Raw genomic sequence first — 23836 nt, 5'->3', positions numbered from 1 at the left:
AGCAGCATATATTATAAGTCACGTATCAGGCAACCTGATATCAACCTAACATAAAGTGAGTCCGAGATGAGCCAATACAACAACCGCTGGAGTACCGTAAAAGTCGAGATCACCGGCGGCATCGCCTGGGTGATCCTGAACCGTCCGGAAAAGCGCAACGCCATGAGCCCGACGCTGAACCGCGAAATGATCGACGTGCTGGAAACCCTGGAGCTGGATCCGGAAGCCGAAGTGCTGGTGCTGACCGGCGCCGGCGACAGCTGGACCGCCGGCATGGACCTGAAGGAGTACTTCCGCGAAAACGACGGCAAGCCGGAGATCTTCCAGGAGAAGCTGCGCCGCGACTGCTCGCAGTGGCAATGGAAGCTGCTGCGCATGTACAGCAAGCCGACCATCGCCATGGTCAACGGCTGGTGCTTCGGCGGCGCCTTCTCGCCGCTGGTCGCCTGCGACCTGGCCATCTCCGCCGACGAAGCGGTGTACGGCCTGTCGGAGATCAACTGGGGCATCCCGCCGGGTAACCTGGTCAGCAAAGCGGTCGCCGACACCATGGGCCACCGTCAGGCGCTACACTACATCATGACCGGCGACACCTTCACCGGCAAGGAAGCAGCCGCCATGGGCCTGGTGAACAAGAGCGTGCCGCTGGCGCAGCTGCGCGAAGCGACCATCGAACTGGCGGAAAAGCTGCTGGCCAAGGCGCCGACCGTGCTGCGCATCGCCAAGCATGGCTTCAAACGTTGCCGCGAACTGACCTGGGAGCAAAGTGAAGACTACCTGTACGCCAAAGTCGACCAGTCCAACTACCGCGACCCGGAAAAAGGCCGCGCCCAGGGCCTCAAGCAGTTCCTGGACGATAAGACCATCAAACCAGGCCTGCAAACCTACAAGCGCGCATAAGACGCCCACCACGCCAACAACACAGGAGATACGCCATGCTTGAAGCCCGTTTGCTGATCGGAGGCCTGGACCAGGCCTCGTCTACCGGCGCCACTTACCAGCGCCTCAACCCGGCCACCGGCGACACCGCCTCGGTCGCCGCCGCCGCCACGCTGGACGATGCCGACGCCGCCGTCGCCGCCGCGCAGGCGGCCTTCCCCGGCTGGTCCGCCACCGCGCCGGGCGAGCGTCGCCGGCTGCTGCTCAAGGCGGCCGACTGCCTGCAAGCCCGCGCACCCGAGTTCATCGCGGCCGGCGTGGCCGAAGCGGGCGGCGTGGCCGGTTGGTACGGCTTCAACGTGATGCTGGCGGCCTCCATGCTGCGCGAAGCGGCTTCGTTGACCACCCAGATCGCCGGCGAAGTAATCCCCTCCGACGTACCGGGCCTGATGGCGATGGGCATGCGCCAGGCTTGCGGCGTGGTGCTGGGCATCGCGCCGTGGAACGCGCCGGTGATCCTGGGCACGCGCGCCATCGCCACGCCTCTGGCTTGCGGCAATACGGTGGTGCTCAAGTCGTCCGAAGTGTGCCCCGCCGTGCATCGCCTGATCGGCAAGGTATTCGAGGATGCCGGCTTCCCGGCCGGCGTGGTCAACGTCATCAGCAACGCGCCGCAGGATGCCGCCGCCGTGGTGGCGCGCCTGATCGCCAATCCCGCCGTCAAGCGCATCAACTTCACCGGCTCAACCAAGGTGGGACGCATCATCGCCCAGCAGGCCGCGCAGCATCTGAAGCCGGTGGTGCTGGAATTGGGCGGCAAGAACCCGCTGCTGGTGCTGGACGATGCCGACCTCGATGAGGCGGTGCAGGCGGCCGCCTTCGGCTCCTTCTTCAACCAGGGCCAGATCTGCATGTCGACCGACCGCATCATCGTCGACAACAAGATCGCCGACGCCTTCGTCGAAAAACTGCGCATCAAGACCGCTGGCCTGCCCGCCGGCAAACCGGGCCAGGAAGGCGCGGTATTGGGCGGCATGGTCGATGCCTCGGCCGCCAGCCGCGTCGCCGCCATGATCGCCGACGCCCAGGCCAAGGGTGCGCGCATCGTCTGCGGCAGCGCCGCCAGCGACGGCAACCTGCTGCAACCGGCCATCATCGACCACATCACGCCGGCCATGATGGTGTACCAGGAAGAGTCGTTCGGTCCCATCGTCGGCATCATCCGCGTCGATGGCGACGAAGCGGCGCTGGCCGAGGCCAACGCCAGCGAATACGGCTTGTCCGCCGCCGTCTTCAGCCGCGACGTTTCGCGCGCACTGGCGCTGGCGCGCCGCATCGAATCGGGCATCTGCCACATCAACAGCTCCACCGTGGCCGATGAAGCGCAGATGCCGTTCGGCGGCGTCAAGGCCAGCGGCTACGGGCGCTTCGGCGGCAAGGCCGGCATCGCCGAGTTCACCGACCTGCGCTGGATCACAATCCAGAGCGGCCACCGCCACTACCCGGTCTGATGGAGGAGCACGCGATGACGCAGCTCCCCTCCACCACCGCCACGCTGGACCTGTCGCGTTATCGCCCGGTGCGCGTCGGCGGCGCACCGGTGCGGATCGAGTCCGACGCCCAAGGCGCATGGCGGCTGGCGTCGGAGGAAGCGCTGGGCGCCTATCCCGACCGCATCACCGATTGCCTGGTGCGCGGCGCCGAGCGCCATCCCGACCGCACGCTGGCCGCGCGGCGCGGCGCCGACGGCGCCTGGCAGCACCTCAGCTACCGGCAGATGCTGGAGCAGGCCCGTGCCGTCGGCCAGGCCTTGCTGGACCGGGGCCTGTCTGCAGAACGTCCGCTGATGATCTTGTCCGGTAACGACCTGCAGCACCTGCAGCTGGCGCTGGGCGCGCTGTACGCCGGCATACCGTATTGCCCGGTCTCGCCGGCCGCTTCCGGCGCCACCACCGACCACACCAAGCTGTCCCACTTCGTGCGCCACCTGACGCCCGGCATGATCTACGCCACCGACGGCGGCGCCTGTGCAACGGCGTTGGCGGCGGCGGTGCCGGTCGACGTCGAGATCGTGGTCGACCACGGGGACGCCGGCCGCGCCAGCACACCGCTGGCGCAGCTGCTGGCCACCATTCCGAGCACTGTGGACGCGGCCAACGCCGCCATCGGTCCGCACACCATCGCCAAATTCCTGTTCACGTCGGGATCGACCAAGCTGCCCAAGGCGGTGGTCACCACCCAGCGCATGTTGTGCGCCAACCAGCAGATGCTGTTGCAAAGCTTCCCTGCCTTCGGCGACAAGCCGCCGGTGCTGCTGGACTGGCTGCCGTGGAGCCACACCTTCGGCGGCAGCCATAACGTCGGCATCGCGCTGTATAACGGCGGCAGCTACTACATCGACGACGGCAAACCGACCGCGCGCGATTTCGCCGTCACGGTGCGCAACCTGAAGGAGATCGCGCCGACGGTGTTCTTCAATGTGCCCAAGGGCTGGGAGCTGCTGACCGCAGCGCTGGACGACGACCCGGAGCTGTGCCGTCATTTCTTCTCGCAGATGGAGCTGTTCTTCTTTGCCGGCGCCGGCCTTTCGCAGGCCGCGTGGGATGCACTGGAGCGCGTCAGCGAAAAGCGCTGCGGCCAGCGGATCCGCATCATGGCCGGCCTGGGCATGACGGAGACGGCGCCTTCCTGCACCTTCACCACCGGCCCGGTGATGATGGCCGGTTACGTCGGCCTGCCGGCGCCGGCCTGCGAGGTCAAGCTGGTGCAGGTGGAAGGCAAGTACGAGGCGCGCTTCCGCGGACCGCACGTCATGCCGGGTTATTGGCGCGCGCCGCAGGCCACCGCCGACGCCTTCGACGAGGAAGGCTACTACCGCAGCGGCGACGCGGTGCGCTTCGTCGATCCGGCGCGGCCGGAACTGGGCTTGATGTTCGACGGCCGCATCGCCGAGGACTTTAAACTCAGCAGCGGCACCTTCGTCAGCGTCGGACCGTTGCGGGCGCGTGTCATCAGCGCCGGCGCGCCCTACATCCAGGACGTGGTGGTGGCCGGCATCGATCGCGACAGCATAGGTTTGCTGGTGTTCCCACGCCTGGACCAGTGCCAGTTATTGTCCGGACTGGGCGCCGACGCGGACGCCGCAGCAGTCCTGTCCAGCGCCCCGGTGCGCAGCCACTTCCAGCAACTGCTGGTGCAACTGAACGCCGTGGCGACCGGATCGGCGTCCCGCGTCGAACGCATGCTGCTGCTGGAGGAAGCGCCATCGGTGACGGCCGGCGAGCAGACCGACAAGGGATCGATCAACCAGCGCCTGGTGCTGGAACGGCGCGCGGCGCTGGTGACGACAATGTATGAAGGCGCCAGTGCGGCGGTGTTGACCGCCGCCTGAACTTACTTGCCTTTGTAGATACCGGCTTCCAGGATGATATCGCCCTGCTTGACGAAGTAGGTCGATTTCTTCTCGATTTCGCCGTTGGCCGGGTTGTTGTAGCGGTAGTCGACCCAGCCCTTGCCCTTGGCCTTGGCCGTTTCGATGATTTCCTTGCGGAACAGCTTGCCGTCCGCATCCGGCAGCACCACCATGTTCTTGCCGACCAGCTTGGGGTTGGTCGGATGCGCCAGCTGGGTGCCGTCCATCGCCCGCACGGTCAGGTAGGTGCTCTCGTTGATGAACTCGGGGTTCTTGCTGTTGACTTCCTTGATCAGGGCGTCTTTGCCATTCTTTTGCAGGTAACTGGCGCCCTTGTCCACCATCGCCACGGCGGCGGCGGACGTGTCGGCGGCCAGCGCCGGCAAGGAGGTCAACGCGGTTGCGGCCAGCAATACGGACAGGATGGTATTTTTCATTTTGTGTCTCCGAAAGTAGTAGATCGCCGCTGCAATGGCGGCAAGGAACTATATCAGTTCTATGCAAGGGGCCGGCTGCTCCCCCGCTACGTGATTTCCCTTATTGGCGACGGCCTAACGTAGCCGTTCCAACATCAGGAAGTACCACATCCCCAGCGCCAGCATGTGCCGCCCCAGCCAATCGCCGACCGGCGCCCGCACGTGACTGAAACTCTGGAACACGTCGAACTGGTCCATCGTACCGCCGATGGCCTTGGCCATGACCTCGCCCACGATGTGCGAGGTGGCCAGCCCATGTCCCGAATACCCTTGCGCGTACCACACATTGTGCGCCAACTTGCCCAACTGTGGAATCCGGTTGATCACGATGCCCATGTCGCAGCTCCACTGGTAGTCGATCTCCACCCCGCGCAGCTGCGGGAAGGTGCGCTCGATGCACGGCCGCAGTTCGGCCGCGATGTCGCGCGAGGCCTTGCCCGAGTAGTTGGCGCCGCCGCCGAACAGCAGCCGGCCGTCGGCCGTGGTGCGGTAGTAGTCCAGCACGAAGCGGCTGTCGTACACCGCCACGTCCTGCGGATTGATCTGCCGCGCCAGATCGCCCAGCGGCGCGGTGGCGACGATGCCGCCCGCCGCCGGAAAGATCATGCCGCCCAGCCGGCGCCGCTCCAGCCTGTGGCTGACATCACCCGCCAGCAGGATCTGGTCGGCGACGATGCGTCCTCCTTCGAGCCGCAGTGACGGCGTGGCGCCGTGGATGATCTCCAACACCGGCGACTGCTCGAAGATCAGCCCGCCCAGGCCGGCCAGCGCGCGCGCCTCGCCCAGGCACAGGTTCAGCGGATGCAGGTGCAGGTTGCGCTGGTTGTAGATGCCGCCGTGGTACAAGGGCGTGGCCAGGAAGCGGCCCATGTCGCGCGCCTCGACCAGTTCCACCATGTCGCCCAAGTCGCGCCGGACCAGCTCTTCGTAGGTCGCGCACATCGCATGCATGTCGCCAGGCTTGTAGGCGGCATGAAAGTGGCCATGTTTAAGGTCGCACTCGATGCCGTACCTGGCGATGCGCTTGCGGATGATGTCCTGCCCGCGCCAGCGCAGCTTCCAGATGAAGTCCTCGGCCACCTCGGCCCCGGCCCGGCGCGTCAGCTGCCGCAGGATGGCGCCGTCGCCCGACAGGCTGCCCGTGACCTGCCCGCCATTGCGGCCGGACTGGCCCCAGCCGATGCGGTGCGCCTCGACCAGCGCGACCCGCTTGCCCTGCTCCGCCAGCTCCAGCGCCGTGGCCAGGCCGGTGAAGCCGCCGCCGATGACGGCGACATCGACCCGCACCTCGCCTTCCAGCTTCGGATAGCGCGCCGTGCTGTTGGCGGTGGCGTTGTAGTAGGAATGGATGCGTTCGGTACTCATGCGAGCTCCAGGTAGCGTTGCAGCTCCCAGTCCGTGACGCTCTGGTTGAACTGTGCCACTTCCCATTGCCGGGTCTGGACGAAATGGCGCACGAATTCCTCGCCCATCAGCTCGCGCGCCAGCGGCGAGCGCTCCATCGCGGCGGTGGCCTCGGCCAGCGTGCGCGGCAGGCGCTCGACCTGCTCGGCGCCGCTGTTGGCGCCGGTCACAGGCGGCAGTTCCAGCGCCAGCTTGTGCTCGATGCCGTACAGTCCGGCAGCCAGCGCGGCGGCGATCGCCAGGTAAGGATTGGCGTCGGCGCCGGCGGTGCGGGTTTCCAGCCGCATGCTGTGGCTGCCGCCGGGGATCACGCGCAGCGCGGCGTTGCGGTTATCGACCGCCCAGGTCGGCTTGACCGGCGCCAGGTGATGGTCCACCAGCCGCTTGTAGCTGTTGATGAACGGCGCCAGCATCGGCAGCAGGTGCGGCAGGCAATGCAACTGGCCGGCGATGAAGTGGCGCATGGTGTCGCTCATGCCGTGCTCGCCGCGTTCATCGTGGAAGCAGTTGCGGCCATCCCGCCACAGGCTCTGGTGCAGGTGCTGGCCGCAACCGGCGTAGTCGGTCGAATACTTGGCCATGAAGGTGTTCAGCAGGCCGTGGCGGCGACCGATCTCGCGCACCGATTCCTTGAACAGCACCGCGCGGTCGGCGGTCTTGAGGGCGTCGCCGTAGCGGATCGCCGCTTCGAAGTTGCCGGGACCGGCCTCGGTGTGCAGCGCTTCCAGCGGAACGTCGATGGCGTTCAGGCTGGTGAACAGTTCGCGCACGAAGGCTTGCCGTGCGCCGAGGCGGAACGGCGAGTAGTTGGTCATGCCGTGGGTGGCGGTTTGCAGGTCGCGGTAGCCCTTGGCGCGTACCGACGCTTCGGTCTCGTCCAGCACGAACCATTCGAACTCGGCACCCACCTGGGCCGAATAGCCGAGCGCGTCGGCCTTGGCCAGCACGCGCTTCAACACCTGGCGCGGGCAGATCGGCAGCGGCGTGCCGTCGGCGCGGGTGTGCTCGCCGAGGATCAGCCAGCAGTTGTCGTCCCATGGCAGCTGGCGCGCGGTGGCGGGATCCAGCACCAGGCCGATGTCGGGAAAGCCGGTATGAAAACCGGTGAAGCTGACCTGCTGGTACAGCTGGTCCTGGATATCCCAGCCGAACACGGCGCTGGCGATGGTGCCGCCGCCGTCCAGCATGCTGGCGATCTTTTCGCCGGACAGGTGCTTGCCGCGGCTGACGCCGTCGATATCGGTGACGAGGAAACGGGCATAGGGCTGGCCTGCCAGCGAGTCTTTGGAAAAAGTCGGGTTCATGAAGTGCTCTCGATGCGGTTGGTCCTGCGGACGCGCAGGCGCACGCCACCGGCGCGAACGCCGGTGGAAGGATGGGACGGGAGATGGGGGCCGGGAGAACTTAGGTGACGTCGGGCGGCGCTTCAGGGCGTGGCTTGGCCAGGCGCCCCTGTTCGTTCAACAGCATCATGTGGCTGGCCAATGCGTGATGGCAGATCAGGCGGTGGCTCTCGAACAACTCGGCGTGCGCCGGATCGCGCATGATCGATTCGATCAGCAGATGGTGGTCCAGGATGGTCATGGTGCGCGCCATGACGCCGCAGTGGTCCTTGTCGACATACGGCACCAGGAACTGGATGGCGTCGGTCAGCAAGGCTTTCACCTGCAGGTCGATCTCATGCTCCAGCGCCTTCAGCGCCGGCACCGAGGACAGCAGAGTGATCAGCTCGCTCACACCCGGCACCTGCTGGTACAGCGGCTTGACGGCGGCATAGACCATGCCGAGATAACGGATCAGATCGGTGCAACCGGTCTTGGACGGATGGATGGCGGCCACCGCGTCCTTGACCTGTTGCAACCACTGGCTGGCGAGCGCGTGCACGACCGCTTCCTTGTTGGGGAAGTATTCGTACAGGCCGCCCACCGACAGACCCGCCGCTTCGGCGATGCGCTTGGTGGTGAGCTTGCCGAGGCCGCCGCGCGCGATTTCCTGTCCGGCCGCCTTGAGGATGACCTCGATCGTCTTGATGCCGCGCTCCTGTTGCGGCACGCGCCGCTTGGCGGCAGGCTTGACGGCGGCCTTGGCGCTGGCCGGCTCTACCTGGGCGAGGGATTCTTTTTTTTGCATACGTTTCAGTGACTGTTCGAAGAGCGGCGCAGAGCGCCGATTATGCCACAGCAGTTCAAGCTGCCGGGCCCATGGTGGGAAAGCGTTCGATGAACAGTTTCGACGTGCCGGCCCGCGCGTGGTTGGCGCCGACCCGGAACACCGTCTCGTCGTCGTAGGCGTTGGCGACGATCTGCATGCCGGTCGGCACACCGAGTTCGGACAGGCCGGTCGGCACCGCCATCACCGGATAGCGGTTGAGCAGGTTGAACGGCGGCGTCAGGCACCAGCCCAGGTAGGCGTCGATCTGCTGGCCGTTGATGTCGAGCATGGGCTCGGCCACCGGATCCTGGTCGGCGGCCAGGTCGGTGGTCAGCATCGAGGCGCAGATAAAGGCCGTGTAGCCCTTGCCCCAGACCTTCTCCTGCATCTCGCGCTGCAAGCGCTGGCCCAGCGCGGCGCTCGGCATGATCGAGGCGCGCGGTCCGCCGGCCTTTTCGTACAGATCGGCGGTGTAGCTGTTCAGCTTGTGCACCTCGGCGTGCGGGATGTCGCGCATGAACTCGTCCACGAACAGCGCGCGTAAGCCCTCCAGCAAGACATCGTTGATTTCTTCCAGGTCCCAGTTCAGCGCCACTTCCTCGATCACGGCGCCGCGCTCGCGCAGGCCGTCCAGCGCCGTCATCATATTGCGGCGGATATCGTCCGCCAGCGCCGGATGGCCGAACGCCGGACTGTAGGCGATGCGCATGCCGTGCAGGTCGCCGTACTCGGTCGGCAGCGGCGTGAACGGCAGCGTGGTGTAGGAGTTCGGATGCGGGCCGCCCAGCACGTTTTGCATCAGCACCAGGTCGTCGAAGGTGCGCGTCATCGGCCCTTCGACGGCCTGCGCCATGTATTCGTCGCCAGGCGCGCAGGCCAGGCGGCCGAACGGCGGCTTGTAGCCGTACACGCCGCACAGCGAGGCCGGCAGGCGGATCGAGCCAGCCATGTCGCTGCCGGTCGCCAACGGCGCCACGCCGGCCGCCAGCGCCGCGCCGGAGCCGCCACTGGAACCGCCGCAGGAATACGCGGTCGCCCACGGATTGCCGGTCACGCCGTACAGCTTGCTCCAGGTATGACCCAGCACGCAGAACTCGGGATTGGTGGCCTGGAAGTACGGGATCGCGCCCGCCTCCAGCAGCTTGTCGACGATGGGATGGTTCTCGGTGGCGATCTTGTCGCGGTAGACCAGCGAGGCCAGCGGACGCGGCCAGCCCTTGACGCTGGTCTCTTCCTTGATGATCACCGGCACGCCTTCCAGCGGACGAGCCGTGCCTTCGGCATAGCGGCGACGGGCTTCCAGCGCCATTGCGCGGGCCGCGTCCAAGTGCAGGCTGGCGGCGCAGTTCACCGTCGCTTGTTGGCGATGAGCGGCTTCGATCAGCGTTTCCAGGTAGTCAGCCGGGTCCAGCGTTCCGGTGCGGAATTGCGCCAGCAGTTCGGTGGCGGGCAGATAGTTTGCGTGTTGCATGAAATTTCCAGTCTTTATTCGTCGGTTGCGGCCGCTTGGGCCGGGTAAAACGCTGCGTCAGGGCGAGGCAGCCACCAGTCGTGGATGCGCGGCTGGTGATCGATGATGACCATCTTGCTGCGGCGGAAGGCGTCCAGTCCCTGCCGGCCCAGCTCGCAGCCCAGGCCGGACATCTTGCTGCCGCTGAAAGGCAGCGCGTCGTTGTCGATCAGCGGGTTGTTGATCCAGACCATGCCCGACTCCAGCCGGTTGGCCGCTTCCATGGCCTCGGCCAGGTCGGTGGTGAAGACCGAGGCGCCCAGGCCGAATTCGGAATCGTTGGCCAGCCGCAGCGCCTCGTCGAAATCGGCCACGCGGCAAATCGCCGCCACCGGGCCGAAGCACTCTTCGCGCATGATGGCCATCTGCGGCGTAACGCCGGTGAGGATGGTCGGCTCGTAGAACCACCCGGGCGGACAGTCCGGCGGTATGCGGCCGCCGCAGACGATCGTGGCGCCCTGCTCCACCGCCTGTTGCACCAGCCGCGCCACCTTGTCGCGCGCGGCCTGGCTGACCAGCGGGCCGATCTCCGCCATGCCCATGCCGTCGCCGACGCGCAGCTGCACCGTGCGGCGCGCGAACTCGGCGACGAAATCGTCGTGGATCTGGTCGACCACGAAGAAGCGTTCGGACGAGGTGCACACCTGCCCGCTCAGCAGGAAGGCGGAGTTGACGCAACCGGCCGCCGCCACTTCCAGCGGCGCGTGGCGCGAGATGATCATCGGATCGCTGCCGCCCGCTTCCAGCACGCAAGGCTTCATGCGCTCGGCGCAGGCCACGCCGACCGCGCGCGCCGCCGCCACGCTGCCGGTGAAGGCCACCGCGTGCGTGCCAGGCGATTGGATCAGCAATTGCGCGGTGCGGGCGTCGCCGGGCAGGCAGGCCACCAGGCCGGGCGGCAAGGCGGCGAAGTATTCCATGAAACGCAGCGTGCACAGCGCGGTCGCCTCGGCCGGCTTGATGATGCAGGCGTTGCCGGCGGCCAGCGAGGCGGCCACGGTCCAGCACAGCAGCAGGATCGGATAGTTGAACGGCAGGATGTGCACGCTGACGCCGTAAGGCTCGTAGCGCATGTGCTGGAACGAGCCGGCCTGGTTGCTGCCGGCCACCTTGCCGCCGTCGTCGCGCGCCATTTCGGCGTAGTAGCGGAACACCGAGGCGCAGATCGCCAGCTCGCCGTAGGCATCCGGGTAAGGCTTGCCCATTTCGCGACAGATCAGCTTGGCGACCTCGCTGCGGATGGGGGCGTTTTCCAGCGCGTGGGCGATGGCGTGCAGCAGCGCGGCGCGGCTGGCCGTGTCGGTCTGCTTCCACAGCTGTTGCGCGCGGTTGGCCGAAGCCACCGCCCGTTCGACATCGGCCTCCGCGCACACCGGGTAGCTCCCCACAGTCGCCAGCGTGGCCGGGTTGACGGCCTGCCTGGTATCGCCAGTCAACGGCACGACATAGCCGCCATCCAGGTAGACCTGCGCGCGCAGCGGGGTGAAACAGGAAAAATTCACGTGCATCTTGGTTCCAATTGATAAAGTTTAGTGTCCCTGCACTGCGCGGGCGATGACCTTGGCGCAACGCTGGCCGGTTTCCACCGCGCCGTTCAGGAAGCCGGAGTGCTGCACCGATGCGTGTTCGCCGGCGAAATGGCAATTGCCCTGCCGCACGCCGGCATAGCCGTACCATGTGGTGTAGCTGCCCTTCGGATGCGCGGTGTACGCGCCCTTGGTCCATTGGTAGCCGGGCCAATAGTTCAGCACCACGCGACCGTTCCACAAGGGCTTGATGCCGGGGAAGGTCAGGTTCAGGCCGTCCAACATGTCGACCGCCTTGAGGTTGATCGGCTTGTCGTTCATCGCCACCGCCACCGCGTCGCCCGAGAAGCAGGTCAGGATGCCGGCCGTGCCGGGTTGGGCGCGCGTGACTTCCCAGCTGATCTGGTAGCCGGTGTCGTTGTCGCTCAGGCCGGTGTAGCCCTGCTCGCGCCAAATGCGGCGTTCAAACTGCATCTGGAACTTCGAGTGCATGCCCATGCGGAAGTTGCGGATGGTGTCGACCTTGCGCGCATCGAAGCCGGCGCCGCTGTAGTCCACGGCGCTTTGCAAGATGGAGAACGGCAAGGCCAGCACCACGTGGTCGGCCTGCACCTGGACCGTGTTGGCGCCGTTCTTGAAGGTCAGGCTGTAGCTGTCGTTGACGTTCTTGACGATGCGGGTCAGCGCGTGGTTCTTGATGATCTGCCCGCTGTTCAGCGTGGCCGCCATGCGGCTGACCAGCTGGTCGTTGCCGCCACGGATGTGGAAGCGTTCGTCCGACCCCCTGGCGGCGAAAAAGCCCACCAGGTCCAGCGCGCTGGTCTCGGTCGCGGCGATGCCGGACGAAGCGTCCATCAGCAACTTCAACAGCTTGCCTTGCCGCGAATCGAGGCCGCCGGGTACGTAGGCGCTGATGTAGTCCGTGACCGACATGTTGTCCAGTTCGGCCCCGCGCACACTGTGGTTGTCGTAGGTCTGCGGCCACGGCGCCGCCCTGTTGTCGGCGTCGATCTGCCCGACGAAGGCCTCGAAGTCGACCACTTGCTCGTCCCAGGTGTAGCGCGAACCGTCGATCCAGAAGGTGAGCTCGCCGCCCTGCGCTTCGTCGTAGGCGTTCAGGTCATCGAGTGTCAGGCCCAGTTCGGCGGCCAGCAGGCGCAGTTCAAGGTGGCCGGTGTCGATCAACTCGCCGCCGTTTTCCGCCACCTGGCCCGGGAAGCTGGTGGTGTTGGACGAGCAACGTCCGCCCAGATGGTCCGACGCTTCATACACGCTGGCGCAGATGCCCGCCTTCTTCAAGTCGTAGGCACAGGCCAGGCCGCCCAGGCCGGCGCCGACGATGACCACGCGTACATCGCCGCGCTCGCGGCGGATGCGGCTTGCCGCCATCAGCGGGCCGCTGGCCAGCATGGCCGCCGAGCCGACCGCCGACAGCTTGAGCAGCGCGCGCCGCTCGCGCAGCAAGGCCAGCGCCGCTTCACTCGACAAACCATGCCGCTGGCGCAGGCGCGCCACCTCCATGACGGAGGCCAGGATACGCTTCAAAGGAGAATGTGCCATGTTGTCTCTTTCTGATAGTTATGGGTTGGTCTGCTGGAATACGTCGCTGGGGACGCCCTGGCTGCGTCGCGAAAACAGCCAGTAACCCAAACCGGCCGCGAACCAGCAGCCACCCACGGTCAGCGCCGTGGCGTTCAGGTTGATGAGGATAATCAGCACGGCGGACAGCCCGCACAGCGGCACGATCACATGCGCCCACCAGCGCCGTCCGCCAAGCCGGCCGAAATGCGTCAGCACCGACAGGTGCACGAACAGGAAGCCGACCAGCGCGCCAACGCTGATGAAGATCGCCAGGTCGCTGATGTTGTTGCGCATCAGCAGGGCAATGCCCAGCGAGATGGTGGTCGACACGATCATCGCGACGTAGGGGTTGCCGTGCCGGTGATGCACCTTGGCCAGCACCGACGGCAGGCTGCGGTCGCGGCCCATGGCGAACAGCACCCGCGCCACGCCCACCTGCATCGGCAGCACGTTCGGCACGCCGACCACCAGGATCAGGAACCACGCCAGCGCCAGCGAAGCCTTTGGGCCGCCGATGGAAGCCAGCAGTTCGTAGATCACCGTGGCCGGATCCTGCACCGGGAAGCCCACCAGCAGGTTGCCCACCACCCACGAGGTCAGCACGAAGATGCAGCTGGTGATGGCCAGGTTGGTCATGATGGCCTTGCCGACCACGCGGGTGTTGCCATCCTTGACTTCCTCGGCCAAGGTCGAGACGGCGTCGAAGCCCAGGTAGGACATCACGCAGATCGAGGTGGCTGCCAGCACGCTGGCGCCGTGGAACTTGCCGGCGTCGAAAAGCGGCGCCAGCGTCAGCGCCCCGCTGCCGTGGCCGCCGAACAGCGCGAACAAACACATTCCCACGATGACCAGCACCGCCACCAGTTGCAGCACCACCGACAGGAAGCTGACGCGCGAGGTGACGCTGATGCCGAACCAGTTCACCGCAAACGTCGCCACCACCGTCGCCACGATCCAGGTGGCGCGGTCGCCGTGCGGCAACAGTTCCTCCAGGCTCACCGCGCACAGGGCGTAGGTGAAGGCCGGCACCAGCAGGTAGTCCAGCAAGATCATCCAGCCGGCGATGAAGCCGGCGAAGCGGCCCATGGTCTGGCTGGCGAAGCCGTACACCGAACCGGCGCTGGGCATGGCCGAGGTCATCACCGCGTAACTGCTGGCGGTGAAGTACACGCACAGCGCGCCCAGCACATAGGCCAGCATCGGCAGGCCGCCGGACACGGTCCAGACAAAGCCGGCCATCGTCAGCGGCGCCACCGGCGCGGTGTAGGCCAGGCCGTAGAACACCAGGTCGCTGTAGCTGAGCGCGCGCTTCAGCTTGCCATTCGGAGTGGCGTCGGACATATCAGCTTGCTCCAAGTGGATGGCGGGCCGTCATGGCCGGATCGGGACGCTTGCCTTGCCACACGCCCGCCTCCACCGCCGCGCCGATGCGGAACACGGTGGTCTCGTCGAAGGTGCGGCCGACCACCTGCACGCCGGTGGGGATGCCGTTGCTGGCGATGCCCGACGGCACGCTCAGCACCGGGTGCCGGCTCAGCAGGTTGAACGGGAAGGTCAGCGCGTCGTTGCGCAGCACCGCCATGCTGTCGCGCTCGCCTTCGGCCAGGCCGCCGATGGCGCCCATGGTCGGGCAGATCAGCGCGTCGTAGCGGCTCATCACCTCGGCCAGCGAGTCGTACATGCGGCCGGTGGTGACGTCGGCGGCCAGGTACTGCTCGCCCGTCATGCACAGGCCGGCGGCGGCGAAGTGGCGGATGTAGTCGCTGGTCTCCAGCTCCTGCTCCAGGATGCGGACGGCGAACGCGCGGCCGGTCTCGTAGCCCAGACGGTGTTCCAGCGCGTCGGCGGCGCTGCTGTCCCAGCCCAGCGTGACCTGCTCGACGATGGCGCCCTGCGCGCGCAGCGTCTGCACCACCTGGTCCATCGACTGGCGTACATCGGCGTGGACCTTGCAGAAGTCCAGGTCGTAGGACAGCGCGATGCGCAAGCCCTTCACCGGCAGGAAGTCCAACTGCACCTCCAGCTTGGGGCTGATGGTGGCCGGGTCGCGTACGTGCGGCCCGTTCATGATATTGAACATCAGCGCGCAATCGGCCACGGTGCGCGCCATCGGGCCGATGTGGTTCATCGGATGCAGCGCGTAGCCGATCGGCGAGACCGGCACGCGGCCGTAGCTGGGCTTGAGGCCGACCACGCCGCAGTAGCTGGCGGGGATGCGGATCGAACCGCCGATGTCCGAGCCGGACGCCAGCGCCGTCAGGCCGGCCGCCAGCGCGGCGCCGCTGCCGCCGCTGGAGCCGCCGGGCGTCATCTCGGGATTCCACGGGTTGCGCGTCACGCCGTGGCGCACCGAGCGGGTGAAGCCGGCCATGTAGAACTCCGGCACGTTGGTCTGGGCGTGGATCACCGCGCCGGCGTCGAGCAGGCGCTGGCTGACCGGGGCGTTGACCGTGTCCGGGGTGTTCCCTTGCAGCCACGAGCCCTTGGTCGTGACCCAGCCGACCAGCGTGTGTTCGTTCTTCAGCGACACCGGGATGCCTTCCAGCGGACGCGGCATGGCGCCACGGCCGGCGTAAGCCTGCTCGGCGTCGCGCGCGGCGGCCTTGGCTTCTTGGCGGCGCTGGGCGCTGAAGGTGTTCAGCACTGGTTCTAGCCGGTCGGCGCGGGCCAGGCAGGCATCCAGCAGTTCCACCGGCGACAGGTCGCGCGAGCGGAACAGCTGCAAGGCCTCGGTAGCGGGCAGATAGCAGAGTTCGTCGGATTTATGCAGCATGGTCATGTTCGTGTGTCCTTGTATGGTCGATCTATTTGTGGTCCGCCGGGGCCGGGCCGCGGGCGGACATCATGGGTGGGGCGTTGCCGGCCAGCGGCAAGGCGGCCGACAAAGGCAGGCGATCGGTCCGGTAGCTGACCTGCACGCTGGCGCCGTCGTCGGCGCTGCGCAGGACCAGGCCGTCCTGGCCCACCGCCAGCACGTCGTGTCCGCTGCCGGTGCGCACCACGCTGGTGATCGAGGCGGTGCTGCCGGTGGCGATGCGGGTCCAGCTCTGGCCGGCGTCGCCGCTGCGGTACAGCGCGCCGCGCAGACCGCCGACCAGCAGGCCGCCGTCCCGCAACACGGTGCCGGCCCAGAACGAGCCCTTGTAGCCGGTGGCCAGGTAATTCCAGCTGAGGCCCTGGTCGGCCGAGTGCAGCACATAGCCTTTTTCGGCGGAGGCATACAGCGTCCCGCCCTGGCCGGCGAACAGGCCCAGCAAGTTGAGGTCGGCGCGGCGGGCGCCGGGTGGCGCTTCAAGTTCGCGGGTGCTCCAGTGGCGGCCGCCGTCGGTGGTGGTCAACACCAGCGACCACAAGCCGACCGCGACGCCGTGCTGGGCATCGAAGAAATGCACGGCGAACAGCGGACGGTCCTGCTCAGGCTGGCTGCGCTGCACCGACCATTCCTCGCCGCCGTTGCTGGTATGCAGCACCACGCCGGCATGGCCGACCGCCCAGCCTTCATGTTCGTTGGCGAAGGACACGGAGGTCAGCGTGACGTCCAGCGGCACCTTGGCGGCCTGGCGCCATTGCTTGCCCTGGTCGTCCGACAGCAGCACCACGCCATGCGCGCCAACCGCGACGATGCGCTTGCCTGCCCAGGCGGTGGCCAGCATGCTGGCCTGGGCCGCATGGGCCACGTTGGCGGCTGCACGCAAGCCCACGGGCCAGGCGGACGGTTCGGCGCCGCAGGCGAGCGGCAGCAGCGCGGCGGCGCCCAGCAGTCCGGCCAATATGTGTTTCAAGTTACGGTTCATGGCTCCCCCGTCGGTTCAATGCTGGAGCAGACCCGGCGCGCGGGCCGGAGTCTTGCGTGGAAATAAACGTTCCAGCCACACGGCAAAGGCCGGCAGCGCGGTCATGGCCATGATCATGTTGACCATAAACATGAAGGCTAACAGCTTGCCCATGTCGGCCTGGAATTTCAGGGCCGAGAAGGACCAGGTCGCCACACCCACGGCCAGCGTGACGGCGGTGAAGATGGTCGCCGTGCCCACTTCCAGGATGGCCTGTTCGACCGCCTTCACAATCGGCAATCCGTTCGCCAGGTGCATCTGCAAGCGGTTGTAGATGTAGAACGCATAGTCGACGCCGATGCCGACCGCCAGCACCATCACCGGCAGCGTCGCCACTGTCAGGCCGATGTTGAGCTCCTTCATGAACCAGTAGCCGATGAAGGTGCCCACCGTCAGCGGCAGGCAGCAGGCCAGCACCGCCCGCACGTCGCGGTAGGTGACCAGCACCAGCAGCACGATGGCGGCATACACCCACAACATCATCGGCAGCTCGCTGTGCTCCAGCGTCTGATTGACCGCAGCCAGCACGCCGGCATTGCCGGAAGCAAGACGGATCGTGATCCCGGGCGCCGATTGGCTGGCGGAAAACGCTTCGACGGCGGCGATCACGCGATTGATGGTGACGGCCTTGTGGTCGGTCAGGTACAGGTGCACCGCCGTCATGCTGCAATCCTTGCGCATGGTGCCGCGAGTGCGGGCGATTTCAGTGGCCAGCCCCGCGAAGTTGGCGGAGTCCAGCGGAATCGCCTCCATCTTCGGATTGCCTTCGTTGTAGCCACGGTTGTACTGCTTCATCTGGTCCGAGAACGAGGCGATCGACAACACGCCCGGCACCGGCTGCATGGCCCAGGTAAAGCGATCCTGGAACAAGCCGATGTTGGAATTGCCGCAGAAGCCCACGCCCTGCCCGTCCGCCTGGCCCGCCGCACCGCCAGCCGCGCCGGCGATGACCTTCGCTTCAAAGATGACGGTCAGCCAGTCGAGGCCGGTGTCATAGTTGCTGGCGATGGAAACGGCATCGCGGTTGAAGCGGGCGTCCGGCCGCAGTTCCGGTGCGCCCGGCTCCACCGTGCCGACCACCCGGCCCTGGCTTTGCCAGACAGCCAGGCTGAAGATGGCTCCCACCACGGCCAGGCAGATCGCCGCGTTGCGCGGCTTGGCCACGCGGGCCAGCACACGCAGCCAGCCGGCCCGCTTTTCACGCAGCACCATCGCCGCGTCGGCATACGACTGGTCGATGCGGCAGTACGAGGCCGCCACCGGCAGCATCACCAGGTTGGTGACGATCTTGAACCCCACGCCCAGCGAAGCGGCGATCGCCAGTTCGCGCACCATCGGGATCGGGATCATCAGCAGCGTGACGAAGGAAACGAAGGCGGTGGCGAGCGCCAGCGTGCCCGGTATCAGCAAGCCGGAGAAGCTGGCGCGGCAAGCGTCCATGCAGCTCTTGCCGAGCGAGACTTCGCGCACGATGTAGTTGATCTGCTGCACGCCGTGCGAGACGCCGATGGCAAACACCAGGAACGGCACCAGCACCGCCAGCGGATCCAGGCCGAAACCCAGCAGCTGCAGCGCGCCGAACTGCCACACCAGCGAACTGAGCGAACAAACTATCGGCAGCAGCGTGAACCGCACCGAGCGGCAATACCAGTACACTGCGCCGGCCGTCAACAACAAGGCCAGGCCGAAGAAGCGCAGCACCGACTTGGCCGAATCGGCGATCTCGCCCACCTGCTTGGCGAAGCCGATGATCTCGATGCTGAAGTCCTGGTCCTCGAAGCGCTGGCGCAGCTGCTCCAGGATGTCGTTGTAGGCGACGTAGTCCAGCTTGTGGCCGTCCTTGTCGGTCTCCAGCAGTTCGGCGCTGATCATGGCGCTGTCCTGGCCACGCGACACCAGCGTGCCGACGAAGCCGCCCTGCACCGCCGCCGCCTGGATGCCGGCGATGGCGGCCGCGTCCAGCCGGTCCGGGGTGATGCTGCCGTCGATCAGCGGATCGGCGCGGAAGCCTTCCTCGGTGATTTCGTTGACGAAGGTGTTGGGCGTCCACAGCGATTGCACGCCGAGCCGCTCCACATTCGGCAGGAAGGTGACGGCCTGGGTGACCTCGTACAGCCGCTTGAGGCCGGCGGCGCTCCAGATGGTGCCGGTGCGCGCCCGCACCACGATGTTGAGGCGGTTGGCGCCCATCACATCGTCGCGGTAGGTATGGAAGGTCTCGACATACGGATGGTCGGTCGGCATCTGTTTCTCGAAGCCGGCCTCCATCCGCAAGCGCCAACCCAGGCAGCCCATGAGCACGGTCAACCCCAGCAGCGCAACCATCAACCAGTTGCGCCGCGTGAAGCAGACCGTTTCAAAACGCGCCAATAAACGGGCGGGGGAAAATGTCATTGTTACGGTCCGGTCAGAAGTTGCGCGAAAGGGTCAGGCCGACGAAACTGCGGTCGCGGTAAGGCTGGTCGAACACCGTCTTGCCGCCCATGAAGCGGGCGTAATTGATGGAGGCCTGCCAGTTGGCCGGGTTCTGGATGAAGCTGACCGTGAAGTTGACCGATTGCGCCCCCTTCATGAACGTCGCCGCGCCGTTGGGCGTGCGGCCGCTGAGCGCGCGGAAGTAGTACACCTCCGGCACCACCTGCCAGCCGGGGATCAGCGTGCCGTCATACACCCAGCTGAAGTCGAAGTTCACGCCCGACGAGTTGCGCGTGCCGACCTGGCGCGGCGTGCCTGCTGCCGAGTACTCCTGGCCCCAGCCCCAGCCGCCGGCCGACACCAGGTCGTCGCCGTACTGGGTTTGCATGTCTGGGAAGCGGATCGCCACGGCTTCCGCCATGAAGTTGCCGGAATCGGCATGCAACAGGCCCAGCAGGGTTGACGCGGTGTCCGGCGTCAGGCTGAACATGCCGGTGACGGCCGCCTGCGTGCGGGTGGTGTCGACCCAGCATTTGCCGCCTTGCGAGGCGCAACCGGTGGTGGCCGAGTTGATCGTCACGGCGTCCTTCGGACGGTAGGAGAACTCGGCGCCGACCGCCCAGTTACCGACCGGGAAGTTGGCCGACATGCCGTACAGCTTGCGGTCTTCGCCGTACACCCAGCCCAGCGCGCCGTTCGGGTTGTTGAAGGTGAACGACGGCGACTTGTCGTGGTAGTTGATGGCGTAGGCGCCCAGGTTCAGCTGCGTGCCCGGCGGCTGGTAGCGCAGCGACAAGCCCCACTGGCCGCCGTTCCGGGCCTTGGTCTCTTGCAGGAAGTAGTCGTCGTGACCGGCGCCGATGCCGTTGTAGGTCGACCAGTAGCTGCCGGTTGGCGGCATGTAGTTGGCGTTCCAGCCCAGCTGCACATAGGCTTCGGCGTTGAAACCATTGCCCAGCCCTGCGGCCGCGCTGACGATGGGCGCCGGCAGGATGGCTTCCTTCAATTGCGTGCCCGGCTGCGACAAACGCATCAGGTCGACCGCGTTGGTGACGTTGATGCCGCCGGGGATGAACAGGCTTTCGCCCCAGCTGATCACCTGGTTACCGGCACGGATGCGCAGCATGTGGCCGTCGAGATCGAAGCGCTTGCTGATCCACAGATCCAGCACGCGGGCCTTGAAGCGCAGGTCCTTACGGGCGTCCTCGGTCAGGTTGCCGTCCAGGCCGGGCGGCGTGCCGACGCTGGTCCAGCCGGTGGTGTGGGTGGACGTGAAGTCGCGCAGCCAGCTGACCCGGCCCATCGCGGTGATCCCTTGTGGGAAGCTGAGCAGCAGTTCGTGCGAGCCCTTCAGGTAGGTGGTGAAGGCATCGCCCTTGCCGTAGTTCAGGTCGCCCTGGTCGCCGAGGCCGCTGGTGGGCGACAGTTGGCCTTCCGGCCCACCGGTGTTGCCGGCGCTGATCAGCGTAGGATTCGGACCACGGGCGCGGATGCCGGTGCCGATGCTGATGGTGGAATCGAAACTGCCCTTGACGTACTCGTTGCTAAAGGTTTCGGCGCGCGCGCCCTGGCTGGCGATGGACGTGCCGATCGCGCAGGCCATGATAAATGGCTTGTTCATTGAAGACTCCGGAATGTGGTGGACGGATCAGCGGTCGCTGATGGCGCGCAGGTTTTCTGAGGTGAAGAAGGACGCTTTGGTGCGTTCGCCACGGCTTTCCGTCAGCCACTTGACGTCGGTACCAGCGCCGACGGTGGTGAAGTCGAAAACGTAGCGGCCTTCCGGCAGGTTGTACTGGCTGAAGGCCAGCACATCGCAGGTTCCCGTCTCGTAGACCGGTACCAGGTAGCCTTCACGAACCTTCCACAGTGCGCCCTGGACGTCGTAGTCCTCGGCCAATACTGCATTCCAGCTGTCTTCATCGAGGTAGTAGGTACGCTTGGGCGACACGTGGCGCGCGCCCTGCTTCACCGTCGCTTCCACCACCCACACGCGGTGCAGCTCATAGCGGCGGGCGCTGGCGACCAACGCGTTGCGGCCGACCACGTCCGAGATCTTGGCCTTGAAGTCATACGCGCCAAACGTGTTGTACGGCACCAGCACTTCCTTCTTGCCGACGATCTTCCAGTCGAAGCGGTCCAGCGTGCCGGTGAACATGGCGGTTTCGTCCAGCAGGTACTGGTTCTCGAAACCGATCTGCGGCGCATCGTAGGCATAGGCCGGCAGGCGGCGCACGCGGCGCTGTCCCGGGAAATAGTAGAAGGTTTCGTTGCTCGAACTGTCAAACAGGATGTTGGCTGCCAGCGCCTGGCCAGCCAGCGCGGCCGGCGACTTGTAGGTGAAGTAGGTGTAGTACTCGACGTTGCCGACCTCGCTCAGGTTGAACGAGCCCTTCTTCCCGGTCGGGAAAAAGTAGTTCTGCTCGTAGCCGGCCGTGATCCAGTCTTCGCTGCCACGGCGTGGCGACACCATGGTGTAGCCGCTCTGGTACTCGACGCCGACGCCGCGATAGCGCAGCTTCATGTTCATCATGGCTTGCGCGCCGGTGGTCGGCAGCGGGAATGGAATGCCTGGCACGACGGCGGTCTTCAGGCTCCAGCCGTCGGCGCCCATCTTGGCGGTGGTGGCATTCTTGCGGGTGTTGTCGGCGACGAAGTCCGGTGCGCCGCAGCTGCGGCGGGTTGGGTAGACGTCCATCTGGAAGCCGGGATTCTGTTTCAGCAGCGCCATCTGGCCCGGCGTCAGCACATCGGCGTGCTGGGCCATGTTGGCGGCGTTGATGGTGTACTGGGAAGCGTCGTTCTTGTACTTCCAGAACTCCTTGCGCGACTTGCCCCAGGCCCAGCCGTCGGTGGACTGGACTTCGTTTTTCCAGGCCGGGATGCGGCCGTCCTTGCTGCCTGCCATTTCCGCGCCCAGCGGGGTCAACGTGGTGCCGAGCTGGGTCGCGTCGGCCGCCATTGCCGCGCCGCTGGCGCCGGCCAGCCACATGCCGCCCAGTATCAAGCGGCGCATGACGCCGTAAGGTGTTTGCTTAGCCATCTTCTTGTCTCCGATATGATTATTTTTATGTGCAGACTATAACCGAATAAATATTCAGTTTTCTACACGTTTTTTGTACAGCGTTGTAAATTGGACTATTTGCTTTCCACTGCCGCCGGCTGGTACCAGTTCCAGTCGGCGTTGGAGTCGAAGCGGGTGATCTGCTTCACCTCCAGGTAGGCCTCGTACCCGTGCCGCCCCAGCTCGCGGCCGATGCCGGAGGCTTTGTAGCCACCCCACGGCAACTGGGTAAAGGTGGGCTGCGAGCAGTTGATCCACACCACTCCTGCGCGCAGTTCTTTCGCCACCCGTTCGCACCGTTCCAGGTCGGCCGACATCACCGCCCCGGCCAGGCCGAAGCGGCTGTCGTTGGCGACGGCAAGCGCTTCGGCTTCGGTGTCGAACGGCCGCACGCACAACACCGGCCCGAACACTTCTTCGCGCCAGATCCAGCTGTCGAGCGGGACGTCGGCAAAGATGGTCGGTTGCACGAAATAGCCACGCATCAGTTGCGGCGGACTGCAACCGCCGCTGACCAGCCGCGCACCTTCGGCCCGGCCGCGCTCGATACCTTCCAGTACCCGGCGCCGCTGAACGTCCGACACGATGGGCCCCATCTGCACGCCGTCGAGATCGCCGGGACCGATCAGGATGCGCTGCGCCGCTGCGACCAGCCGCGCCAGCAAAGCCTCGTACACCGGCCGTTCCACCAGCAGGCGCGAAGTGGCGGAACAGATCTGCCCCTGGTTCCAGAACACGCCGAACTGTATCCACTCGACCGCCTTGTCGAGATCGCAGTCGGCAAACACGATGAACGGCGATTTGCCGCCCAGCTCCAGGCTGACGTTGCGGATGGCGGGCGCCGCCGCCTGCATCACCCGCGTGCCGGTCGCCTGCGAGCCGGTGAAGGCCAGCTTGTCGACGCCGGCGTGCATGCTCAGCGGGACGCCAGCTTCCGGTCCGGTCCCCGTCAGCAGGTTGAATGCGCCCGCCGGCAGGCCGGCCTCGTGCAGGTAATGCGCCAAGGCGCCGCAAGTCAGCGGGCACAATTCGGACGGCTTGAGCACCACGCAACAACCGGCCGCCAGCGCCGGCGCCACCTTCCACGCCGCCATCAGCAGCGGGAAATTCCACGGCGTGATGGCGCCCACCACGCCGAGCGGCTCCTTGCGTACCCGGCAATGGAAGCGGTCGTCGCCGACATCGTGGGTGGCTTCGCCTTCGGCCTCGACTTGCTCGGCCATGTCGGCGTAGTAGTCGAAGCAGTAGGCGGCGTCGGCGATGTCGCCGCGCGCCTCCTTCAACGGCTTGCCGTTGTCGCGCATTTCCAGCACGGCCAGTTCTTCCAGATCGGTGCGGATGGCGCCGGCCACCAGCCGCAGCACGGCGGCACGTTCGGCGGCCGCCATGCGCGGCCACGGGCCATGGTCGAAGGCGCGACGGGCGGCGGCAACGGCGGCATCGACATCGGCCACGGTCGCGGCGGCGGCCAGCGCGAAGCAATCGCCGGTGGCCGGATCGATCACCTCCAGGAAGCCGCCGCGTGCAGGCTCGACCGGGGCGCCGTCGATATAAAGCAGGTTGCGCATCATTGCTCTCCGTCCCC

At 66.3% G+C, this 23836-nt stretch carries 17 protein-coding genes; 3 read left to right on the top strand and 14 right to left on the bottom strand.

Annotation, left to right across the window (positions count from 1 at the left end):
* The first annotated feature begins 66 nt into the window (after window positions 1-66).
* From AC1RMD_RS18885 to AC1RMD_RS18875, 3 genes are read left to right on the top strand one after another with little or no spacing between them, the layout of a single operon-like run.
* A complete protein-coding gene (locus AC1RMD_RS18885) occupies window positions 67-900 on the top strand; it encodes a p-hydroxycinnamoyl CoA hydratase/lyase (protein WP_020702875.1) in 834 nt (277 codons plus the stop codon).
* A 35-nt stretch (window positions 901-935) separates the two neighbouring features.
* Window positions 936-2390 (top strand): aldehyde dehydrogenase, encoded by a 1455-nt coding sequence (locus AC1RMD_RS18880; protein ID WP_492928242.1) that lies wholly within the window; start codon window positions 936-938, stop codon window positions 2388-2390.
* Window positions 2391-2404: 14 nt separating this feature from the next.
* On the top strand, window positions 2405-4270 hold the full coding sequence (locus AC1RMD_RS18875) for a feruloyl-CoA synthase (protein WP_492928240.1): 1866 nt from the start codon (window positions 2405-2407) through the stop codon (window positions 4268-4270).
* 2 nt (window positions 4271-4272) lie between these two features.
* Here the strand turns inward: AC1RMD_RS18875 and AC1RMD_RS18870 are convergent, their stop codons facing one another.
* The 14 genes from AC1RMD_RS18870 to AC1RMD_RS18805 all read right to left on the bottom strand — a co-directional run bounded on the left by AC1RMD_RS18870 (window position 4273) and on the right by AC1RMD_RS18805 (window position 23819).
* The gene (locus AC1RMD_RS18870; RefSeq protein WP_492928238.1) at window positions 4273-4728 is read right to left on the bottom strand and encodes a cache domain-containing protein; all 456 of its coding nucleotides are present in this window, start codon (window positions 4726-4728) and stop codon (window positions 4273-4275) included.
* Between the two features lie 114 nt (window positions 4729-4842).
* A complete protein-coding gene (locus AC1RMD_RS18865; RefSeq protein WP_492928236.1) occupies window positions 4843-6132 on the bottom strand; it encodes an NAD(P)/FAD-dependent oxidoreductase in 1290 nt (429 codons plus the stop codon).
* Window positions 6129-7475: a glutamine synthetase family protein gene (locus AC1RMD_RS18860; protein ID WP_492928235.1), complete on the bottom strand. Its 1347-nt coding sequence runs from the start codon at window positions 7473-7475 to the stop codon at window positions 6129-6131. The genes AC1RMD_RS18865 and AC1RMD_RS18860 overlap by 4 nt, the downstream gene beginning before the upstream one ends.
* A 100-nt stretch (window positions 7476-7575) precedes the next feature.
* Window positions 7576-8301 (bottom strand): TetR/AcrR family transcriptional regulator, encoded by a 726-nt coding sequence (locus AC1RMD_RS18855; RefSeq protein WP_492928233.1) that lies wholly within the window; start codon window positions 8299-8301, stop codon window positions 7576-7578.
* A gap of 55 nt (window positions 8302-8356) precedes the next feature.
* Window positions 8357-9793 (bottom strand): amidase, encoded by a 1437-nt coding sequence (locus tag AC1RMD_RS18850; RefSeq protein ID WP_492928232.1) that lies wholly within the window; start codon window positions 9791-9793, stop codon window positions 8357-8359.
* A 14-nt stretch (window positions 9794-9807) separates the two neighbouring features.
* Window positions 9808-11340: an aldehyde dehydrogenase family protein gene (locus tag AC1RMD_RS18845; protein ID WP_492928230.1), complete on the bottom strand. Its 1533-nt coding sequence runs from the start codon at window positions 11338-11340 to the stop codon at window positions 9808-9810.
* Window positions 11341-11361: 21 nt separating this feature from the next.
* The gene (locus AC1RMD_RS18840) at window positions 11362-12918 is read right to left on the bottom strand and encodes a flavin monoamine oxidase family protein (RefSeq protein ID WP_492928229.1); all 1557 of its coding nucleotides are present in this window, start codon (window positions 12916-12918) and stop codon (window positions 11362-11364) included.
* Between the two features lie 18 nt (window positions 12919-12936).
* The gene (locus AC1RMD_RS18835; RefSeq protein ID WP_492928228.1) at window positions 12937-14280 is read right to left on the bottom strand and encodes an APC family permease; all 1344 of its coding nucleotides are present in this window, start codon (window positions 14278-14280) and stop codon (window positions 12937-12939) included.
* Window position 14281: 1 nt separating this feature from the next.
* Window positions 14282-15718: an amidase gene (locus tag AC1RMD_RS18830; protein WP_492928226.1), complete on the bottom strand. Its 1437-nt coding sequence runs from the start codon at window positions 15716-15718 to the stop codon at window positions 14282-14284.
* A 25-nt stretch (window positions 15719-15743) separates the two neighbouring features.
* Window positions 15744-16733, bottom strand: a complete 990-nt coding sequence (locus AC1RMD_RS18825; RefSeq protein WP_492928225.1) for a WD40/YVTN/BNR-like repeat-containing protein — start codon at window positions 16731-16733, stop codon at window positions 15744-15746.
* Window positions 16734-16748: 15 nt separating this feature from the next.
* Window positions 16749-19166: an efflux RND transporter permease subunit gene (locus AC1RMD_RS18820; RefSeq protein WP_492928223.1), complete on the bottom strand. Its 2418-nt coding sequence runs from the start codon at window positions 19164-19166 to the stop codon at window positions 16749-16751.
* 13 nt (window positions 19167-19179) lie between these two features.
* Window positions 19180-20808: a DUF1302 domain-containing protein gene (locus tag AC1RMD_RS18815; protein ID WP_492928222.1), complete on the bottom strand. Its 1629-nt coding sequence runs from the start codon at window positions 20806-20808 to the stop codon at window positions 19180-19182.
* A gap of 27 nt (window positions 20809-20835) precedes the next feature.
* Window positions 20836-22230, bottom strand: a complete 1395-nt coding sequence (locus tag AC1RMD_RS18810) for a DUF1329 domain-containing protein (protein ID WP_492928220.1) — start codon at window positions 22228-22230, stop codon at window positions 20836-20838.
* Window positions 22231-22325: 95 nt separating this feature from the next.
* On the bottom strand, window positions 22326-23819 hold the full coding sequence (locus AC1RMD_RS18805) for an aldehyde dehydrogenase family protein (RefSeq protein ID WP_492928517.1): 1494 nt from the start codon (window positions 23817-23819) through the stop codon (window positions 22326-22328).
* Window positions 23820-23836: the final 17 nt, after the last annotated feature.

The sequence above is a fragment of the Duganella sp. GW822-FHT06D06 genome, from assembly GCF_058799615.1.
The sequence above is the reverse complement of the archived record's forward strand: the minus strand, read 5'-3'. Positions and strand labels throughout refer to the sequence as shown.

What these genes read in the sequence shown, in the direction of transcription:
- AC1RMD_RS18820 (WP_492928223.1), bottom strand. Translation starts at nt 19,166, where the DNA reads ATGACATTTTCCCCCGCCCGTTTATTGGCGCGTTTTGAAACGGTCTGC.
- AC1RMD_RS18835 (WP_492928228.1), bottom strand. Translation starts at nt 14,280, where the DNA reads ATGTCCGACGCCACTCCGAATGGCAAGCTGAAGCGCGCGCTCAGCTAC.
- AC1RMD_RS18850 (WP_492928232.1), bottom strand. Translation starts at nt 9,793, where the DNA reads ATGCAACACGCAAACTATCTGCCCGCCACCGAACTGCTGGCGCAATTC.
- AC1RMD_RS18810 (WP_492928220.1), bottom strand. Translation starts at nt 22,230, where the DNA reads ATGGCTAAGCAAACACCTTACGGCGTCATGCGCCGCTTGATACTGGGC.
- AC1RMD_RS18885 (WP_020702875.1), top strand. Translation starts at nt 67, where the DNA reads ATGAGCCAATACAACAACCGCTGGAGTACCGTAAAAGTCGAGATCACC.
- AC1RMD_RS18875 (WP_492928240.1), top strand. Translation starts at nt 2,405, where the DNA reads ATGACGCAGCTCCCCTCCACCACCGCCACGCTGGACCTGTCGCGTTAT.
- AC1RMD_RS18840 (WP_492928229.1), bottom strand. Translation starts at nt 12,918, where the DNA reads ATGGCACATTCTCCTTTGAAGCGTATCCTGGCCTCCGTCATGGAGGTG.
- AC1RMD_RS18845 (WP_492928230.1), bottom strand. Translation starts at nt 11,340, where the DNA reads ATGCACGTGAATTTTTCCTGTTTCACCCCGCTGCGCGCGCAGGTCTAC.
- AC1RMD_RS18815 (WP_492928222.1), bottom strand. Translation starts at nt 20,808, where the DNA reads ATGAACAAGCCATTTATCATGGCCTGCGCGATCGGCACGTCCATCGCC.
- AC1RMD_RS18805 (WP_492928517.1), bottom strand. Translation starts at nt 23,819, where the DNA reads ATGCGCAACCTGCTTTATATCGACGGCGCCCCGGTCGAGCCTGCACGC.
- AC1RMD_RS18865 (WP_492928236.1), bottom strand. Translation starts at nt 6,132, where the DNA reads ATGAGTACCGAACGCATCCATTCCTACTACAACGCCACCGCCAACAGC.
- AC1RMD_RS18870 (WP_492928238.1), bottom strand. Translation starts at nt 4,728, where the DNA reads ATGAAAAATACCATCCTGTCCGTATTGCTGGCCGCAACCGCGTTGACC.
- AC1RMD_RS18855 (WP_492928233.1), bottom strand. Translation starts at nt 8,301, where the DNA reads ATGCAAAAAAAAGAATCCCTCGCCCAGGTAGAGCCGGCCAGCGCCAAG.
- AC1RMD_RS18860 (WP_492928235.1), bottom strand. Translation starts at nt 7,475, where the DNA reads ATGAACCCGACTTTTTCCAAAGACTCGCTGGCAGGCCAGCCCTATGCC.
- AC1RMD_RS18880 (WP_492928242.1), top strand. Translation starts at nt 936, where the DNA reads ATGCTTGAAGCCCGTTTGCTGATCGGAGGCCTGGACCAGGCCTCGTCT.
- AC1RMD_RS18830 (WP_492928226.1), bottom strand. Translation starts at nt 15,718, where the DNA reads ATGACCATGCTGCATAAATCCGACGAACTCTGCTATCTGCCCGCTACC.
- AC1RMD_RS18825 (WP_492928225.1), bottom strand. Translation starts at nt 16,733, where the DNA reads ATGAACCGTAACTTGAAACACATATTGGCCGGACTGCTGGGCGCCGCC.